This is a genomic window from Hyphobacterium sp. CCMP332 (assembly GCF_014323565.1).
Classification (GTDB): domain Bacteria; phylum Pseudomonadota; class Alphaproteobacteria; order Caulobacterales; family Maricaulaceae; genus Hyphobacterium.
The window spans coordinates 2,495,149-2,515,207 of record NZ_CP058669.1; the positions used below are offsets into that span (position 1 = coordinate 2,495,149).

Genomic DNA, 20,059 nt, shown 5'->3' on the forward strand with positions numbered 1-20,059 from the left:
TTCAGTTCGGTCGGCACGGCGCGCTGATGTCATGCACAGTAACCTGTTTGTGCTACATTAAGGGACTGAATTGCATGTCATTTTCATTTCGAGCACTAGCGCTGGTTGGTTTTTCTGGATTGGCTTTGGGCTTAGGTGCGCTGTTCGCGCCGGCCGCCGAGGCACAGGATGCGACACCGCCAACGATCTCGTCTATTGTACGCCAGGCCCCTGCCACATCGCCAACTAACGCCGACAGCGTGACTTGGCGTTTAACGTTTGATGAGGCGGTGCAGACCGTCACGCCGGGCATGTTCACCTCGACAGGCTCAACCGGCACGCTGGCTGTCACTAATAATTCAAGCACGCAGACCGACGTCACGCTCTCGGGTGGCGACATGGCTAGCCTTAACGGTGTGGTGACGCTGGACGCATTGGTCGGTCCGCCCGCTCTGACCAATGTCGCCAATATCACCGATAATGCGACGCTCAAACTGAATGGTGCCGCTTCCGTCACGACAGGCGTAGTGGGCGGGACCACTTTCCTTTTCGCTGCCGGGGCTATTGATGACGGCGTCAGCGTTTTCTCGGTCGCGGCGAATGGCAGTCTGACCAATGTCGCGAATGTCACCGATGATGCGACGCTCGAACTCGATGGTGCATATTCCGTCACGACAGCCGTGGTGGGAGGGATTACTTACCTCTTCGCTGCCGGGGTATTTGATGACGGCGTCAGCGTTTTCTCGGTCGCGGCGAATGGCAGTCTCACCAATGTCGCGAATGTCACCGATGATGCGACGCTCGAACTGGCTGGTTCCCGATCCGTCACGACAGCCGTGGTGGGAGGGATTACCTACCTTTTCGCTGCCGGGTCTTTTGATGCCGGCGTGAGCGTTTTCTCGGTCGCGGCAGATGGCAGTCTCACCAATATCACCAATGTTCCCGATGATGCGACGCTCCAACTCGATGGTGCCATCTCTGTCACGACAAGCATGGTGGGAGGGATTACCTACCTCTTCGCCGCCGGGCAGAATGATAGCGGCGTGAGCGTTTTCTCGGTCGAGCCCAATGCGAGCGGGACGGTCGACCTAACCAATGTCGCCAATGTCACCGATGATGATGATGCGACGTTCGAACTGCGTGCTGTGCGATCCGTCACGACAGCCGTGGTCGGAGGGACCACCTACCTCTTCGCCGCCGGACAGAATGATGACGGGGTGAGCGTTTTCTCGGTCGAGCCCAATGCGAGCGGGACGGTCGACCTAACCAATGTCGCCAATGTCACCGATAATGCGACGCTGGAGCTAGATGATGCCCGTTCCCTCACGACAGCCGTGGTCGGAGGGATCACCCACCTCTTCGCTGCCGGGGCTATTGATAACGGCGTCAGCTGGTTCGCTGTCGCGGATGGTGGCAGTCTGACCAATGTCGCGAATATCACCGATGACGGTTCCGGCGGTGCGCTCGAACTGGGTGGCGCTGCTTCCGTCACGACAGCCGCAGTGGGAGGGACGACCTACCTCTTCGCTGCCGGGTATGAAGATGACGGGGTTAGCGCTTTTACCTTCGGAACCGAGCGCATACAGGATCTCGCGGGAAATTCACTTGCCAATGCGACACCCACCGGCACGAATGATGCGACTTTTATCATCGATCACATTCCGCCTGACGTCTTCCTCTCAGGTCCAGCCGGGCCTGTTTATGGAGATTTTGCGCTGGATGTGAGTTTCAGTTCAGACGTCAGCGTCTATGATGACACCGACCTGACTGTCGTCAACGGCACGATTTCCGACTTTACACCGGGTGCCAATTCAACGGCGTCGATGACGATCACCCCGACCGCTGATGGTTCAGTAACGGTCGATTTTGCCGCGGATCGTGTCGAGGACGCGGCGGGCAATGGCAATACGGCGGCGACGCAATATTTGGTAACGGCTGACATCACCCCGCCGGAAGTGGTGTTGTCGAGCGCCGTCGGCACGCACACCAATGCGGCTTTCTTCGTGGTGCTGGCGACCTTTACTGAGGACATGACGGGCGTCGCAATCGACGACTTTACGGTCACCAACGGGGTCGCCTCCTTGTTCCAGACCGACAACGCCAAACAATTTTCGGTGACAATCACGCCGTCCGGCCAGGGCTCGGTTGTCATCAGCATTGGAGCCGACACCGCGAACGGGACGAACGGAAATCCAAATCTGGCGTCCAACGGGTTATCGGTGATCTATGACACGGTCCTACCGGTCGCGCCGACGGACCTTTACATGCACCTCTCCGATGATGGCGGGGCCGGCAACGGTGATGGCGGGGCCGGCAATTCTGATGGAATTACCAGGGTTCTGGCACCGCGGATTATCGGCACACACATTGAAACCGACGCGACGATCACACTGACATCATCACTTGATGGTGTGGTGGGTTCGACTGTCGCTAACATCAGCACCGCGGATGAGCGCGGCTTCAGTGGCAATTGGATGGTGACGCCGTCAAACCTGACACCCGGTACGCATTCGATTACGGCGACGGCGACCGACCTGGCGGGCAATACCGGCCCGGCCTCGGCACCCTTCATCATTGTTGTTGATACGACGCCGCCCAATGCCTTGGCGTTCAGCCGTGTGACGCCCGCTGGTCAGGTGACCAATGCCGACACGTTGGTCTTCAGTGCGGTCTTCGATGAGCCGGTGATCTATGTCGGCTTCGACGTGAATGGCAGCACGGCAACAGCCATCACAACCGGGTCCGGTGATACCTATACCGTGACGGTCTCCGGCGGAGACCTGGCCACGTTGAACGGCACGGTCGATGTCGATCTGGTATCGACCGATTCATTCTGGAGTGCGCTGACCGATGCGGCTGGCAATCAGATCGTCAGCCTCACACCAGCGTCTGAAGAAACCTATACGCTGGACAACATAGCGCCGACAGTCGCCATCACCGGCCCGAGCGGCCCAGTGGCTGGGGCCTTTACGGCAACGGTGACATTCTCATCCGCGACCGACAATTTCGCGATTGGGGACCTGACTGTTGTCAACGGAACGCTCTCGAACTTCCAGTCAGTCAGCACCACGGTCTTCACCGCGACAATCACACCGATTGCCGAAGGGAGTGTCACCATTGATGTTCCGCAAGGCGGTGCCGCGGACGCCGCCGGCAATGGCAATACGGCTTCCCCACAATTCTCGGTCGCCTATGACGCAGCAGCGCCGGGCCTTGTTTCGATCGAACGATTTAATCCGATCAGTTCGCCCACTGGCGCAACAAGTGTGACCTGGCGCGTGACATTCAACGAGCTAGTATCAAATGTAACGGCGGACGATTTTACCATCACAGGCACGACCGGAACGATCAGTGTCAACAACGTGTCGAGTACAGTAACGGATGTGACCGTATCCGGCGGTGATATGGCGACTGTAGTCGCGACCCTTACTTTGGGCTTTAGTGCCTGTCCGGACATTGTTGACGCGGCCGGACGGTCGCTGAGTAGTACCACCCCATCGGGCGTGAATGATCGCACCTATGTGAAGATCGTTGACGCGACCGCGCCGCAAGTCGCCTCAATTGAACGGGCAACGCCCAACGCTGCCATCACCATTGCTGAGCGCTTCGTCTGGCGCGTGTCGTTTGATGAAGCGGTCAGCAATGTCGACGCTGCCGACTTCGTCGTTTCCGGGACGACAGCAACAATCACGTCCGTGACACCCATGTCCGACCGTATCTTTGACATTACTGTCAGCGGCGGCAATTTGGCCACCTACAATGGCACTATTGTCCTGTCTTTCGCCGCCGCCCAAAATATCGTCGATCTCGTCGGCAACACACTGGCCGTTACAACGCCGACAGGGACCAATGATTTCTCGGTTCGGCTCATTACGGCTGCGGAGCCTTTTGGCGATGAATTCCTCGTCAACACCACCACAGCGGCAAATCAGAATGTCCCGGCCATCGCTGGCGGGATAGACGGCCAGTCACTCGTTCTCTGGACCGATTACAGCGAAACGGGCGATGACACTTCCGGGTCGGCCATTCGCGGCCAGATGTATGGGCCAAGTGGTGCGCCCGCCGGCTCTGAATTTGTTGTCAATTCGACGACGGCAAGTAGCCAGTACTGGCCGCAAGCTGTTGCCCTGACCGGCGGCGGCTATGCGGCCGCCTGGTACGATTATGGCGGCAATGCCTCTGATCTTGATGGTTCAGTTCGCGCGCGCGTCCTCGACGCCAATGGCGCGCCGATCGCTGTGGATTTTCAGGTCAATACATCCATCTCAGGCGGCCAGTCTCTGGCCGGGATTACGGCGCTCTCGGGCGGCGGATTTGCCATCATCTGGCAGCAAAGTATCGGCACAGGTCCGTCAACCTATACGGCAACCGTATACGTGCAGCAATTCGATGCGGGTGGCTCGCCGCTGGGTAGCGAGACCGTTGTCGTCAGTAAAGACAATCACGGTTTTGCCAATGGCTCTGACATCACCAGCCTGCCCGGTGGCGGATTTGTCGTGGCCTGGATTGACGAAGACGAGGCGACCGTCCAGCCCAGCTCGACCTTTACGCTGGATGCCCGGCATTTCGATTCCGCGAGCATACCCGACGCCCCGTTCAACATTGTTGCGTCGAGCACTGACAGTATCGAAGATGTTAGTATCGCGGCACTGCCCGGAGGGGGCTATGCCCTTGCCTGGGAGGGCGCGAGCACCATCACCGCCCGGGTCTTTGACGACGCAGGGGCAACCGCCGGCTCTGAATTGACCGTTGCAACCAGTGCTCAGTTCGGCGTTTTCGACCCGCAAGTGTCGTCGCTTGCGGGTGGCGGGTTCGTCATCGCATGGGACGGACGGCATTCGAGTGGTGATGGCCGGGATATTCTCGCACAGAGTTATCTCGCCGATGGGACTGCGGTTGGCGGAGAATTGTTGGTCAACTCAACGACGGCCGGCAATCAGTCTAACCCAACTCTTGCCGCGCATGCTGACGGGGGCTTCCTGTTTGGCTGGACCGACAAGGCGGCGACGGGGGGCGATCTGTCCGGCAATGCCGTTCGGGCACAACGTTTCGGACCCGATGTCACGGCCCCGGCTCTGCTTGCCTTTTCGCGCCAGTCGCCCACGGCCGCGCTGACCCAGGCAGATTCGCTGGTTTTCCGTGCGACCTTTGACGAGCCGGTTGGCATGGTGTCGGTCGATGATTTTGCCGTGAATGGCACCACCACAGCTATCGTCTCGGCGGTGTCGGCCTCTTCAGGGCAGGATATCGACATCACGGTCTCGGGCGGCGATCTGGCCAGCTTCACGGGCACTGTCGGTCTCAATCTATCGAACAGCGGAAACATTTCCGACATAGCTGGAAATGGTTTGCCAGGGACAGAACCCACGACGGACGAGAGTTTCACGCTCGATAATGCCGCGCCATCCGGTTACGCAGTCGCGGTCGATCAGCCTTTCGTCAACGCGGCCAATGATGACGCCATATCGCTTACATTCACCGGTCTCGAAATCGGGGCTAGTTACGACTATGCGCTGTCGTCCAGCCAGCCCCATTGGGCGTCACCCATTACCGGATCAGCAACGGCATCCTCATCTAGTGAAGCCGTCTCCCTAACAGTCTATCCTGATACCGCGTCCGCATTGCCGGACGGCACGCTGACCGCATCGCTCGCGCTGACCGATTCTGCCGGCAATGTCGGCGTGACGGTGACCGCGACTGTCCTGAAAGACACGACGGGACCCGGTTGGACCTCGGTTAATATCCAGCCCGACCCGGTCAATTTGAGCAATGAGAGCGCCGTAGGGCTTGATGTGTCTGTGCTGGAGACCGGGACTACATATACCTATTCCGTAACCTCCAGTGGCGGCGGAGCGCCGATTACCGGCAGCGGCAGTGTGACGTCCACGGACTTCACGATTCCCGGCATTGACTTGTCGGGGCTAGCAGACGGCCAGCTGACGGCCTCCATCACCATGACAGATGCCGCTGGAAACACCGGCTTTACTTATACCGATACGGCGACCAAGGACACAGTTCCGCCCTCCGGTGTGACCATGGTCGCTGACTTTCCGGCCATCAACGCGGGCAATATCGACACGGCCCTTATTCTGGTCACCGGAGCTGACGATGCCGATTTGTCAACGGTCGTGATTTCGTCTTCGGGCGGCGGCACACCCAGCACTCTCGGGCCATTTGCCTCGACAGGCGGACGTGTTGCGATCCCGTTTGGCGCGGCCGCCGGTCTCCCGGATGGCAATATCACATTTGCCTATCAATCCACTGATCCGTCTGGAAATGAAGGGCCCACGACCAATGCGGTTGTGCCAAAAGACACGGTGGCGCCTTCAGGCTATAGCTTCACCATTGATCAGGACCCGATCAATCTCGGTAATGTCGGATCGGTTTCAGTGTCATTTGCGGGATTTGAACCGGGTACGACCTATAGTTATTCGCTGTCATCCAGTGGCGGCGGAGCACCTATTACTGGCTCCGGAACAGCCGTTCTCGCCGCAAGCACTTTGCCGGGCACGGATGCATCCGGACTTGCGGATGGCACGATTACGGCGTCGATCACGCTGACCGATGCGGCTGGAAACACCAGCGCTGCCGCAACCGATACCGCGACCAAGGAAACGGTCGCGCCAACGCTTCAGATCACCGGCCCTGCGGGAATAGTTGGCGGCCCCTTTGATGTGACGTTTACCTTCTCCGAGGATGTGACCGGATTTGAACTGAGTGACATTGTCGTTACCCGCAACGGCTCAGGCTCAGGCAGCGGCGGCGTGTTCGTTTCCGGTGCGGCGACGAATTTTCAGACCATTAACGCGCGCGAATATACCGCAACCATCACCCCGACCAGCAGCGAATACTACATGACCAGTGTCGGCCCCGGGCGTGCCGTGGACGCGGCCGGCAACGGGAACTCAATCTCGGCTTCCAATCCGTTTGCGGTTCTGGCTGATTTGGCGCCTCCGAGTGTTTCGGTTAGCACCACAACGCCGCCGCTCCCGGGCAGTATCAGCCATGCCAATGGACCATTCAACGTTACCGTTTCCTTCAACGAGGATGTGGCAGGGTTTACCATCGACGATATTGTTGTGACCCGCCGCGAAATCAGTTCAGCTGCGGAGTCGGTCGCGCCCAATACGCTTTCGGATTTCCAGGTCGTCAGTGCGCGCGTCTATACGGCGATCCTGACGCCGCCAGAGCCCTCTTATTCTACCGTCTATTATGTTGATATTCCCGTTGACGCCGCAACGGACGTTGCGGGAAACGGGAATAGCGCAACGTCACTTGCCGACCATAGCCGATTTCTTCGTATCGTCGATAACGATCACCCGACACTAATCATTTCCCGAATTGGTGGTGCCGTGACGGCTCTGAATGGGCCATTCCAGATATTCATCCGCCCGCCGGGTACCGTTGGCGTAACAGGTTTGACGATTGACGACGTGATCGTCAGCAATGCGACGACGTCTGACTTCGAACCCCAGGGCGGCGGTGGCGCCCTGCTGATGGTAACGCCGATCGCGGAAGGTCCTGTCACGGTCGATGTCCCGGCCAACTCGGTTATTGATTCCTTCTTGAATGGCAATATCGCGGCGCCGCAGTTCGTTTTGCAATACGATCTCACTCCGCCATCCGTCGTGATCTCGGGCCCACCAGGGCCCATATCTGGTGCCTTTACGGCGACGTTCACCTTCTCTGAAGATGCCACCGGTTTTGCCGTTGGTGACATCACGGTTGGCAATGGTGCGGCGTCCAACGTTCAGGCGACAAGCGCGTCTATCTACACCGCGACGATCACACCGGTGGCCGATGGCGCTGTGACTGTTGATCTAGCAGGAGCTGTGACAACAGACATCGCAGGCAATGACAACTCGGCGGCCACCCAGTTCACTGTCACCAATGACGAGGCGGCTCCTACACTTGATATCAGTGGACCTGCGGGCCCTGTGAGTGGAGTCTTCACGGCGATTTTTACCTTCAATGAGGACGTCACGGGCTTTGCGCTCGGCGACATCTCGGTAGGCAATGGCGCGGCGTCCGACGTCCAGGCGACAAGTGCCAGCGTATATACCGCGACCATCACACCCGCTGCCGATGGCGCTGTGACTTTGGATGTGGCTGGAGCTGCGGCTATCGATAGCGCTACCAATGGCAATACGGCCGCCACGCAATTCTCCGTCACCAATGACCAGATTGCGCCGACCGGTTATACATTCGAGATTGATCAGGATCCGATTACGCAGGCCAATGTCGGCGCTGTATCGCTGACATTCGCGGGATTCGAGTTGGGCTCAACCTACAGCTATTCCCTGTCGTCCAGCGGCGGCGGAACGCCCTTTACAGGGGACGGCGCGGTCGCAATTGCAGGCGGAACCCTGCCGCCAATCGATGCATCAACATTGCCGGACGGAATTATTACTGCGTCCGTGACGCTGACCGATGCCGCTGGCAATGCAGGCCAGGCAGTCACAGGCGGCGCGACGAAGGATGCGACCGGACCGTCATTACTGGTCACCGGCCCTGCTGGGCCGGTCAGCGGCGCATTCGACGTCGTTATGGTCTTCTCGGATCCCATCCAGGGTCTGGCCTTTGTCGATGATCCGTTCGCGATCACCAATGGATCATTTGGGGATAGTGAGCTTGTCGATGCATTGACCGCTCGACAGCAGGTCCTTCCTGATGCCGATGGCCTCGTTGTCATCGACTTCAATGCCGATGCGGTAGCGGATGCGCTGGGCAATCTGAATACGGGCGCAACGCTGTTCTCGGTGTCGAATGACCAGACTTCCCCGGGGCTGACCATCACCGGACCTTCGGTTCCGGTCAACACGTCTGCGCTCGTGACGTTTACATTCGACGAAGATGTGACCGGGTTCACAATTGATGATCTGAACATCAGCGGCGGCATCGCATCGAATTTCGCCGTGACGTCCGCTACCGTCTATACGGCCCTGATTGGTTTGGACCCCAACGCTGCAGCCGATCAGGAAGATGGGGTTGATCGTCCTCTGGTTGGCGCGAGTGGATATCGGATCGACGTAAGCGTAAATGCTGACACCCTCAATGATGTCGCTGGAAATTCCAATGCGGCATCCGGGTCTTTCCCGGTATATTATGACACGGTTCCACCTGTTGCCCGTATCAGCGCGCCCAGCGCGTCCAACGGCCCCTTCACGGTCAACTACACCTTCGAGGAGTCTGTCACAGGCTTTACTGCCGACGATGTTATTGTGGGCAATGGCACGCTCTCCGGTTTTACCCAGACCTATGACTGCGGGGACCCGCTGGGCGTTATTTTGGGCAGCTGTGAAATTGCCGCCGTGTTTGAAGCTGAAATCACGCCTCTGCTGGAGGGCCAAGTCACCATTGATGTACCCAACAATGCCTTTGTCGATGTCGCAGGAAATTCGGGGAGCGCCAGCGTCCAGCGAATCGTTTCCTACGATACTGTTTCTCCCACGACCGCCATTACCGGGCCGACGGGTCCTGCGAGCGGCGCCTTCACGGCGACGTTTACTTTCAATGAGAATGTATCGAATTTTGTGCTGGCTGATATCACAGTCGGCAATGGCGTAGCATCGAACTTTCAGGCCCCATCGGCCAGTTTATATAACGGGCATTTCACACCTACAGATCTTTTCACCGCCACGATCACACCGGCGGCGGATGGCGCGGTCACCCTTGATGTTGCTGGCTCTGTCGCCACCGATGCAGCGGGCAATGACAACACGGCGGCGACGCAGTTCTCCATCACCAATGACGAGACAGCTCCAACACTGGCCATCACCGGTCCAACCGGTCCTGTCAGTGGGGCCTTCACAGCGACCTTCACCTTTGATGAGGACGTGACGGATTTCGTGGTGGGTGACATCACGGTGGGTAATGGTGCAGCCTCTGCCTTCGATGACAGTGCTGCTCCGATTTATACGGCCACGATTACGCCAGCGGCGGATGGCGCGGTCACCCTTGATGTTGCTGGCTCTGTCGCCACCGATGCAGCGGGCAATGACAACACGGCGGCGACGCAGTTCTCCATCACCAATGACGAGACAGCGCCAACGCTGGCGATCACCGGACCTGCTGGTCCTGTCAGTGGGGCCTTCACAGCGACCTTCACCTTTGATGAGGACGTGACGGATTTCGTGGTCGGTGACATCACGGTGGGTAATGGCGCAGCCTCTGCCTTCGATGACAGTGCCGCTCCGGTCTACACCGCCACCATCACGCCTGCCGCTGATGGCGCAGTGACGCTGGATGTTGCTGGCTCTGTCGCAACAGACGCCGCTGGCAATGACAACACGGCGGCCACCCAGTTCTCCATCACCAATGACGAGACGGCTCCAACCCTGGCCATCACGGGGCCGACAGGTCCGGTGTCTGGTGCGTTTACGGCGACCTTCACCTTCGATGAGGATGTGACGGACTTCGTGGTGGGCGACATCAGTGTGGGTAATGGCGCAGCCTCTGCCTTTGATGACAGTGCCGCTCCGATCTACACGGCCACGATCACACCGGCAGCGGATGGCGCAGTGACGCTGGATGTTGCTGGCTCTGTCGCAACAGACGCCGCTGGCAATGACAACACGGCGGCGACGCAGTTCTCTGTCACGAATGACGAGACGGCACCTACGCTCGCGATTACAGGCCCAACGGGTCCTGTATCGGGTGCGTTTACCGCAACCTTCACCTTTGATGAGGACGTGACGGATTTCGTGGTCGGTGACATCACGGTGGGTAATGGCGCAGCCTCTGCCTTCGATGACAGTGCCGCTCCGGTCTACACCGCCACCATCACGCCTGCCGCTGATGGCGCAGTGACGCTGGATGTGGCTGGCTCTGTCGCAACGGACGCGGCGGGCAATGACAATGCGGCGGCGACGCAGTTCTCCATCACCAATGACGAGACAGCGCCAACGCTGGCGATCACCGGACCTGCTGGTCCTGTCAGTGGGGCCTTCACAGCGACCTTCACCTTTGATGAGGACGTGACGGATTTCGTGGTCGGTGACATCACGGTGGGTAATGGCGCAGCCTCTGCCTTCGATGACAGTGCCGCTCCGGTCTACACCGCCACCATCACGCCTGCCGCTGATGGCGCAGTGACGCTGGATGTTGCTGGCTCTGTCGCAACAGACGCCGCTGGCAATGACAACACGGCGGCCACCCAGTTCTCCATCACCAATGACGAGACAGCGCCAACGCTGGCGATCACCGGACCTGCTGGTCCTGTCAGTGGGGCCTTCACAGCGACCTTCACCTTTGATGAGGACGTGACGGATTTCGTGGTCGGTGACATCACGGTGGGTAATGGCGCAGCCTCTGCCTTCGATGACAGTGCCGCTCCGGTCTACACCGCAACGATTACGCCTGCGGCCGATGGAGCTGTGACCGTTGATGTGCCGGGTTCTGTTGCAACCGATGGCGCAGGCAATGACAACACAGCGGCGACGCAGTTCTCGGTGACCAATGACGAGACCGCCCCGACGGTGGCTTCCATCACGCGCCAGACACCGTCTGTGTCTCCGACGGATGCAGACAGCCTGGTTTGGCGGGTGACCTTCTCTGAGACAGTGGTCAATGCCGGGGCGGCAGATTTCTCTGTGACCGGCACAACGGCAACGGTCACGGATGTCACGGCCATTGATGGGGCACGCTATGACGTCACGGCATCAGGTGGAGATCTGGCTAATCTCAATGCAACCGTCACACTGTCCGTTGCGGCGGCTCAGGATATCGCGGATGAAGCGGGTAATACGCTGAGCGATACGACACCCACCGGTACCGATGAACGCGCCTGGTCTGTCATCAATGACGCGGATGCACCGACAGTTGCGTCTATCGCGCGCAACACCCCGTCTACAGAACTGACCAATGCGGACAGCCTGGTCTGGCTGGTGAGTTTCTCTGAAAACGTGACGGATATTGGTACCGGTGACTTTGCCGTATCGGGCACAACCGGCACGGTGACATCTGTCTCGCCTCAGGCGGTCAACCTTCCGCCAAGTGTGACGGGCAATGGCTATAGCGCTCCGATGGTTGTGTCCTCCTCCGCCTTCACAGTCACCGCTTCGGGCGGAGACCTGGCCAGCTATACTGGCGTGGTCACCTTGTCCTTTGCACAAGGCCAGGACATCACCGATGATGCGGGCAATGCTTTGACCAACACCACACCAAGCGGGGCCAATGAGAACAGCTATACGCTGGATAATACCGCCCCGACTGTGGCGCTTACCACAACAGCGACTGCGCCTATCTCCGGCCCGTTCACTCTCACCGCGACCTTCTCGGAAGACGTCACCGGCTTTGATGTGGGTGATCTGACGGTCGGCAATGGCACGGCTTCGAACTTCGCTGCCACCAGTGCCACCATCTACACCGCAACCATCACGCCAGGTGCCGGTTCATCGACCACGGTCGATGTGGCATCTGCGGCAGCCATCGACGCTGTGGGCAATGACAGCACAGCGGCCTCGCAGTTCTCTATCGCTCACGATGCGGATCGCACGCTCAACGTCTCTCTGCCCGGTGTGGGGTCTGGCACGGTTACCAGCGCGCCAGTCGGCATCGATTGCGGAACTGATTGTTCGCAGGACTATACGCTTGGCACATCTGTCACACTGACCGCTGCGGCAGATACCGGCTCCACATTCGCGGGATGGACAGCGGGGCCTTGTATCGGCACCGCGACCGCGACCTGCGGCGTCACGATGAGTGCTGATACATCGGTCTCAGCGCGCTTCACGCTTGATACTCCGCCAGCTGGCCGCATTGTCGCCGCCACCCTGCCGGGTGCGCGCTCAGGCTATGTCGGGGGTCCGGTGATCTCCGCCTTCCTGTCGGTGGTCTCTCGTACGTCCAGCCCGGCCCAATCGTGTCAGGTGACTGCGCCTGCCGGAGCCCCGGTCACACTTGGCTATAACCAGCTGGATACCAACGGGGATCCAACCGGTCCGGACAGTCCGCTCTTTGATATTGTTCCGGGCGGGGCATTGAACTTCGTCATTGGGATGACACCCACCGCGCAGACTGGCCCTGATGGTTACAGCTTCCTGCCTGTCATCACCTGTCAGAACGCCAGCCTTGATCCCATTGTCGGCGTCAATGATGTCTTGTTGAATATCGGAGCAGCACCAACACCTGATCTTCTCTCGATCTCTGCTACACCATCAGGTGATGGCGTGATCCGTATACCTGTCGCTGGAGGCATTCAATTCATGTCGGCCTCGGTCATCAATATCGGCATTGGTGACGGATCAGGCGGGCGTAATGAAGTCACGCTAACGACCACGGTCGATACCGGTGCGGCGACATTGCCGCTTAACCTGGAGATATGCCAGATCAATGCATTGGCGATCTGTCTGACCCCGCGGGGCCCAAGTGTGACCTCGACAATGACGGGCAGTGATCCGCTCTTCTTTGCGGCCTTCGTGCGTGACACCTCCACGGGCGGTATCCCGTTTGATCCGGCCAACTCCCGCGTCTTCCTGCGCTTTACCGATGCGAATGGTGTAAGCCGCTCGGCGACCTCTGCGGCCGTGACAGCCCCGGCACCAGCTGATGCGCCAGAGATCGCTTCCAGCCTACCCCAAGGCCGTTGGAGCGTGCTGATGCGTCAACCGGATGGCGTCTGGCCAGGCCTTGCCCGAACCTCGCTCTACGTTACCGAGACCGGTCAGGTTCTGGTCGATGATGGCATCACGCCACGCCTGACCACAATCGAGGCCATTGCAGCGGACGATGAGGACGGCACACAAGCGCGCTTCATGGCCCTGGGCAATGACGGTGTCTGGACCTCGGCAGGTGGTATCCGTCTTGGTGGCCCCTGGGCCGAACAGGTCGGTGAGTTCTGGGGTGTGCGTGATGCGCGCTCCGACATGGCCACCAGCTGGACAGACCTGGCTGGAAACTTCGGCGGTAACCTCATCCTCTCCCAAACCGGCGAAATCCGCGGCAATATCGATGGCTGCGCCGTCTACGGTCAGGCCTCAGGCCCGGCGACACAAGCGGCAACCTTGAGCCTGTCAGGCTGCGCACAGTCCGGCTTCTATCTCGGCCTCGTCGATCTACCCGCCAACGATAATGGCCAGCCAGCGTTGCTGATTGCTAATGGCACGACAGGTTGGAGAGTTGGGCGGTAGCGGGGCAACCACCCGTGATTCTGACACGCGCAGCCAACACGCCAATCAAATTGCGGGTAGATTTGCGGGTACATATTTTTCGAGAGAAGATTTACTCATTAAATTTCAAAGTATTATGCCCATGAATCGATGCCTCTCCTGGCACCATTCCAAACTAATTTGCTTCGCAAAATTTTTGACCCGTTGGGTCGAAAATAGGTTTGGAATGCCCCGGCAGGGGCCTTCCCCATTGAAATCAGACTCAGCGGTTTGACGCGAGCTTCGGCTCGGCAAGCCACACACTCAAATTCGACCGCTGACCGTCGCGCCGTTTCCGCCAAAGGCGGAGCCCGTGCATGGACATGCCGGTCGCGGGCCGATAGAGGACTCTGCCGCGCAAGGCCTGCCCGAATCCGAAAGCCCCGCCCATGACCGCTCTTCCTGCCTGCCCGAAATGCGCCTGTGAGTGGACCTATGAAGACGGTGCGCTCCTGGTCTGTCCGGAATGTGCGCATGAATGGTCCGCCAGCGAAACTGCCGCCAGCGCCGAGACCGTTCGCATCTGGCGCGATGCCAATGGCACCGAGCTGGCCGATGGCGACTCGGTGACGGTGATCAAGGATCTGAAGATCAAGGGCACCAGCCAGGTCGTTAAGGTGGGTACAAAGGTCAAGAATATCCGCCTTGTCGAAGGCGATCACGATATTGACTGCCGGATTGAGGGCGTCGGCCAGATGGGGCTGAAAACCGAATTTGTGCGCAAGGCCTAGGCAAGCGTCAAAAAGCCGTCATGCTAGGGGCATGACCCATTGCCGCCCCGCCACACTCGAAGATCTGCCCGTCCTTCTGGAGATCGAAGCCACCGCCTTTACCGAGGACGATCAGTTCACGCGGCGCACCATCCGTCAGAAGCTGGACTCGCCCAGCGCCTTTGTCACGATCTGCGAGGTTGAAGGCGTGCCCGCCGGCTCGGCCATCCTGCTGTTTCGCAAGGGTGTGACGGTCGCCCGCCTGTATTCGATTGCCACCAATCCCGTGTTCGAGAAAAGAGGCGTCGGCGCGGCCCTGATTGCGGCGTGCGAGGCCGAGGCCCTGGCGCGCGGCTGTGATCGCTTGCGGCTGGAAGTGCGGGCTGAAAATGCGCGCGCGCGGTCGCTGTACGCCCGTTGCGGATATTCCTTGCACGACACGCGGAATGGCTATTATTCCAACGGCGATAGCGCGCTCGTCCTGGAGCGTGATCTGAGGGCCGATACTGCATGAGCGACTGGCTCGTTCTCGTTGAGCATGACCGTGACGTCGGACAGGCTGACACCCCCCACAAATTGATGCGAATCCGGGATTACCTGACCAAGCCCGGCCTGTTTGCCGGGCGGCGGCCGTCCATCTTCAGTCTGGCCCGCAGCTATGCCTATCAGTCGCAAGCCTATTATGCCTCGCTGCTGGCCGAGGCGCGCGGACACCGTGTGGCGCCCAGCGTCCAGACCATGGTCGAATTGTCGCGCAAATCGCTCTATGCGCATGCCCTGCCCGAGCTGAATGCCGCGCTGAAGCGCGATCTGGATGCCGGAGCGGCGGCAGAGGAATCGCTGTTCATTGCCTTTGGACAGTGCGAGCGCGCCGGATTTTCGAAATTCTCCAAACTCCTGTTTGACTGGTTCCGGGCGCCGCTGCTGGAGGTCGCGCTGGGCGGCAAGAAGAATGGCGAGATCGACCGGATCCGCCTGATGCCGGTCAATGCGGTGAAGGGCGAAAGACGCGACTTCGCCATGCAGGCGATGGCGGACTTCACACAGCGGCGCTGGACCTCGCCCAAGGCGCGGCAGACACCACGCTGGACGCTGGCCCTGCTGATCGATCCCAATGAGGCGCAGCCGCCCTCCGATCCGGCCTCGCTGAAACGCTTTGCGGCCGTGGCCGGGCGCGAGGGCGTGGTGGTCGAGCCGATCTATCCCAATGATCTTGCCAGCCTGTCGGAATATGATGCGCTGTTTATCCGCACGACCACATCGATCGATAATTTCACCTATCGCTTTGCCCGCCGCGCGGAACAGGAAGGCATGCCGGTGATTGATGATCCGGTATCGATGATCCGCTGCACCAACAAGGTCTATCTCGCCGAATTGCTCGAAACCGCTGGCCTGCCCGCGCCGCGCACCGAGATTCTCGATCCGTCGATGACACTCGACAGCGTGTTTGGGCGCCTGGGCCGCCCGGTGGTCCTGAAAGCGCCCGATGGTTCTTTCAGCCGCCAGGTGCACAAGGTCTCGACGCCGGAAGAACTCGCCGCGACCGCGAAACGGCTGTTTGACGATACCGCCCTGATCATTGCGCAGGAATATATGCCGACGACCTATGACTGGCGCATCGGCGTTCTGGGTGGCAAGGCGCTTTTTGCCTGCAAGTACAAGATGGCGCGCGGCCACTGGCAGATCATCAAGCGCGATGACAGCGGCAAGGTGATCGAGGGCGGCTCCGAGACCCTGCCGGTCGCGGACGCGCCGGCGCGCGTCATCGAACTGGCTGAAAATGCGGCCCGCCTGATCGGCGACGGGCTTTATGGTGTCGACATCAAGGAGAATGAGACCGGCGTCTATGTGATCGAGATCAATGACAATCCCAATCTGGAAGCCGGCGTTGAAGGCGCGGTGCTGAAAGACGGGCTGTGGCGCGAGATCATCGGCTGGTTCTCGCAGCGGCTGGAAGCACGCATGGCACCGGTCGCGCGCTAATTCTCCATCAGCCAGGCGCGGGCCTCGGCCTCATCGGACAGAAATTTGACCTGGATGCCGTCGCTGAAAGTGGCCGCCTCGATCAGCATGAAATGCCGGGTGAACATGTTTTCCGGCACGAGATAGCAAAAGCGGGCCCGCCTGCCACCGATGCGGCCGATCCGCCGCACTTCATCGAGCATGGAAACATGTGAGAAAACGGGGTTGGAAGCGCCGACCTAATAAAGAATGCGCCCGATCCAGCGTTCAAGATGCTCGACAATATGGTCCGAGGTTTCAATAACAAAATCGAGCGAGATATCGCCAGTAAATAGCACAGCAGAATGTCATTTTCCTGGAGTTCGAAAACGACACTTCCACCCGTTGCGGGGTCGTGTGCGGTCTGGACCATAGGTGGAAAGATAGGTCATTTGTTGAAATAATGCCAGTTTTTACGCGCGCCGTGGCCGGACAGACAAATCCGCTTCCGCCTTGCTGTCTTGTTGTGGCCGGGCAAGCGGGCTAGACGGGATGAAACGAGCAGGAATACTCCGGATGACGATACATTTTCACAAGGGCGATCTCGCCGCGGGCATTGATTTTGGCGCGGCTGTGGCCGTGGATACAGAGACGCTGGGCCTGTCTCTCGTGCGCGATCCGCTTTGCGTGGTCCAGCTCTCGACCGGTGATGGCGAGGCGCATGTCATTCAGATGGACCGGTCAAGCTATGACTGCCCGAATCTGAAAGCGCTCCTGTCGGACCCGAAGGTCACGAAAATCCTGCATTTTGCCCGCTTTGATGTGGCCATGATCAAGCGCGATCTGGGCGTGACCCTGTCGCCGGTGTTCTGCACCAAGATCGCGTCGAAGCTCTGCCGCACCTATACCGACCGACATGGTCTGAAGGATGTCACGCGCGAGCTCCTGAATGTGGACATGTCGAAACAGCAACAAAGTTCGGACTGGGGCGCTGCAGAGCTGTCGCAAGCCCAGCTGGATTATGCTGCTTCTGACGTGCTGCACCTGCATGCCCTGCGCGACAGGCTGACGGCCATGCTGGAGCGCGAAGGCCGGATGGAGATGGCGCGGGCCTGTTTTGATTTCCTGCCGACCCGTGCTGACCTGGATATTGCCGGTTGGGACGAGACTGATATTTTCGCCCACTCGTGACGGCTTTGCCATAAACTTGCCGCGACCGTCCTTCATTGACAGGCAAAGATGACTGCAACAACGGCCGATATCTCTTCCCTGCAACCGCCCCGGCATGTCGCCTGGGAGCCGCAGCGCGCGACGACTCTGGCCGACGCCCGGAAGCGGACCGCCTTTATCCGCCTGCTGCGCTTTGGCCTGATCGGATTGACCGGCGTGATCGTGGTGGCCGTGATCGTGCAAATCCTGTTGCGATCCCTCGGCGGCGAGGTTCAGGCACCGGTGACGGTGGGCGAAGATGCCCGGATGATCAATCCGCGCTTTACCGGCCGCGACGAGAATGGCACGCCCTATGTCGTCACAGCGGATGCCGCGATACGCCGGCGCGGCGAGGATACCCGCCTGACCGAGCTGGAATCGCCCCAGCTGGACTATGACCTGATCTCTGCTGACGAGGAAGCCGAAGGCGTTCTGGCGCGCACCGGGCTCTATGATGCCGATGCCCGCACGCTGGACCTGAGTGCCGATGTGCGCTTCCGGACCCGGTCCGGATACGAGTTTCTGGCCGAACATGCCCGCATCTACCTTTCCGACGAGCGCGTCGTGGGCGATAGTCCGGTTGAAGGTGACGGGCCCATGGGCACAATACGCGCTGACGGGTATGAAATACTGGACGGCGGCGACCGGGTCGTGTTCACAGGGAATGTCCGGACCCATCTCCGGAATGAAGCTTCTGACGGCGGAGACCAGCCATGAAGACATTGCGCTTATTGATCCTGCTTCTGGCCTCGGCCGCATTGCCGTCCACGGCACTGGCACAGATTGGCGGCCAGGGCGGACCGATGGATATTTCCGCCGACCGGCTGGAAACCTTCGATGCCGAGCGGCGCGCCATGTTCTCCGGAAATGTCGATGCGGCCCAGGGCGAAGCCAATCTGCGATCTGATGCGCTGGAAGTCTTCTTTGCCCCGCGCACGGGCAATACGACCGGCACCGGTGCCAGCTGGGGCGAGATTGATCGCGTGATTGCGACAGGTGATGTCTTTTACGTCACGCCGAACGAGATCGCACGGGGTGAGCGCGCTGTCTATCAACTGACAGCCCAGACCATCGTCATGACCGGCGGCGTCACCTTGCGGCGCGGCGAGAATGTGATCGAAGGCGATTGCCTTGTGGTCGATCTTGCGACCAATAATTCGCAGATCAATGCACCGGCCTGCACCGGCGAGACGCCTGCGGGGACGGATCAGAATACGGGCCGTGTCAGAGGCGTCTTCTTCCCCGCAACCAGCGAGCCGGACGATGACGATGCGGACGCCGATGCGGACGCTGAAGGGTGAGCATGACCGACATATTGCCTGAAGGCGAAGCCCGGCCCGTCAGCACCGCTGACGACGGCCTGGTCGTCGAGAATATCGGCAAGTCCTATCGCAAGCGGCCTGTGGTCAAGGGCGTGTCCCTGCACCTGAAGCGCGGCGAGGTGGCCGGGCTGCTCGGCCCCAATGGCGCCGGCAAGACGACGTGTTTCTACATGATTACCGGCCTGGTCGAGGCTGATTACGGCCGCATCCTGCTCGATGGCGAGGACATTACCCGCCTGCCCATGTATCAGCGCGCCCGCCTTGGCATTGGCTATCTGCCGCAGGAAGCCTCGATTTTCCGGGGCCTGTCGGTAAAGGACAACATCATGGCGGTCGCGGAGATCGTCGAGCCGGACAAGAAGGCCCGCAAGGAGACCGTCGCCCAGCTGATGGAGGAATTGCGGATCTCTCACCTGGCCGATGCGGCGGCCCTGTCCCTCTCGGGGGGCGAACGCCGCCGGGTGGAGATTGCCCGGGCGCTGGCCACACGGCCCTCCTTCATGCTTCTGGATGAACCCTTTGCCGGGATTGATCCGCTGGCCATTACCGACATTCGCGATTTGATCCGCTTCCTGAAAAATCGGGGCATCGGCATTCTGATTACCGATCACAATGTCCGCGAAACGCTCGAGATTACCGATCGCGCCACGATCATCCATGAAGGCGAAGTGCTGTTTGAAGGCGCGCCGGATGCCATTCGCGCCGACCCGGATGTGCGCCGCGTTTATCTCGGTGAAAGTTTTGGGTGATT

General features: G+C 59.7%; 9 protein-coding genes. 8 read left to right on the top strand and 1 reads right to left on the bottom strand.

Translation table 11 applies throughout. From position 1 onward, the window contains the following. The first annotated feature begins 239 nt into the window (after positions 1-239). From HXX25_RS12510 to HXX25_RS12525, 4 genes are all read left to right on the top strand, one after another. The gene (locus tag HXX25_RS12510) at positions 240-14,108 is read left to right on the top strand and encodes an Ig-like domain-containing protein (RefSeq protein ID WP_187166231.1); all 13,869 of its coding nucleotides are present in this window, start codon (positions 240-242) and stop codon (positions 14,106-14,108) included. 407 nt (positions 14,109-14,515) lie between these two features. Further along, on the top strand, positions 14,516-14,857 hold the full coding sequence (locus tag HXX25_RS12515; protein WP_187166232.1) for a zinc ribbon domain-containing protein YjdM: 342 nt from the start codon (positions 14,516-14,518) through the stop codon (positions 14,855-14,857). Between the two features lie 31 nt (positions 14,858-14,888). Beyond that, on the top strand, positions 14,889-15,350 hold the full coding sequence (locus HXX25_RS12520) for an N-acetyltransferase (RefSeq protein ID WP_187166233.1): 462 nt from the start codon (positions 14,889-14,891) through the stop codon (positions 15,348-15,350). Continuing rightward, positions 15,347-16,819 (top strand): RimK family protein, encoded by a 1,473-nt coding sequence (locus HXX25_RS12525; RefSeq protein WP_187166234.1) that lies wholly within the window; start codon positions 15,347-15,349, stop codon positions 16,817-16,819. Before HXX25_RS12520 ends, HXX25_RS12525 begins: the two co-directional genes overlap by 4 nt. Here HXX25_RS12525 and HXX25_RS12530 read toward each other — a convergent pair. Further along, positions 16,816-17,001 (bottom strand): hypothetical protein, encoded by a 186-nt coding sequence (locus HXX25_RS12530; protein WP_187166235.1) that lies wholly within the window; start codon positions 16,999-17,001, stop codon positions 16,816-16,818. The two genes, HXX25_RS12525 and HXX25_RS12530, sit on opposite strands and share 4 nt — an antisense overlap. A gap of 352 nt (positions 17,002-17,353) precedes the next feature. Between HXX25_RS12530 and HXX25_RS12535 the strand changes: the two genes are divergently transcribed. From HXX25_RS12535 to lptB, 4 genes are read left to right on the top strand one after another with little or no spacing between them, the layout of a single operon-like run. After that, a complete protein-coding gene (locus tag HXX25_RS12535) occupies positions 17,354-17,968 on the top strand; it encodes a ribonuclease D (RefSeq protein WP_187166236.1) in 615 nt (204 codons plus the stop codon). A gap of 48 nt (positions 17,969-18,016) precedes the next feature. Next, positions 18,017-18,703, top strand: coding sequence for an LPS export ABC transporter periplasmic protein LptC (lptC, locus tag HXX25_RS12540; RefSeq protein ID WP_187166237.1), 687 nt, complete (start codon positions 18,017-18,019; stop codon positions 18,701-18,703). Then, positions 18,700-19,287: an LptA/OstA family protein gene (locus HXX25_RS12545; protein WP_187166238.1), complete on the top strand. Its 588-nt coding sequence runs from the start codon at positions 18,700-18,702 to the stop codon at positions 19,285-19,287. The genes lptC and HXX25_RS12545 overlap by 4 nt, the downstream gene beginning before the upstream one ends. Positions 19,288-19,289: 2 nt before the next feature. Continuing rightward, positions 19,290-20,057 carry an LPS export ABC transporter ATP-binding protein gene (gene lptB / locus HXX25_RS12550; protein ID WP_187166239.1) on the top strand — a complete coding sequence of 256 codons (768 nt, stop codon included), beginning with the start codon at positions 19,290-19,292 and terminating at the stop codon, positions 20,055-20,057. Positions 20,058-20,059 lie beyond the last annotated feature (2 nt).

Bases quoted from the DNA above. Each gene is read 5' to 3' on its own strand.
- lptC (WP_187166237.1), top strand. From the start codon at position 18,017: ATGACTGCAACAACGGCCGATATCTCTTCCCTGCAACCGCCCCGGCAT.
- HXX25_RS12535 (WP_187166236.1), top strand. From the start codon at position 17,354: ATGACGATACATTTTCACAAGGGCGATCTCGCCGCGGGCATTGATTTT.
- HXX25_RS12545 (WP_187166238.1), top strand. From the start codon at position 18,700: ATGAAGACATTGCGCTTATTGATCCTGCTTCTGGCCTCGGCCGCATTG.
- HXX25_RS12520 (WP_187166233.1), top strand. From the start codon at position 14,889: ATGACCCATTGCCGCCCCGCCACACTCGAAGATCTGCCCGTCCTTCTG.
- HXX25_RS12525 (WP_187166234.1), top strand. From the start codon at position 15,347: ATGAGCGACTGGCTCGTTCTCGTTGAGCATGACCGTGACGTCGGACAG.
- HXX25_RS12515 (WP_187166232.1), top strand. From the start codon at position 14,516: ATGACCGCTCTTCCTGCCTGCCCGAAATGCGCCTGTGAGTGGACCTAT.
- HXX25_RS12530 (WP_187166235.1), bottom strand. From the start codon at position 17,001: ATGCTCGATGAAGTGCGGCGGATCGGCCGCATCGGTGGCAGGCGGGCC.
- lptB (WP_187166239.1), top strand. From the start codon at position 19,290: ATGACCGACATATTGCCTGAAGGCGAAGCCCGGCCCGTCAGCACCGCT.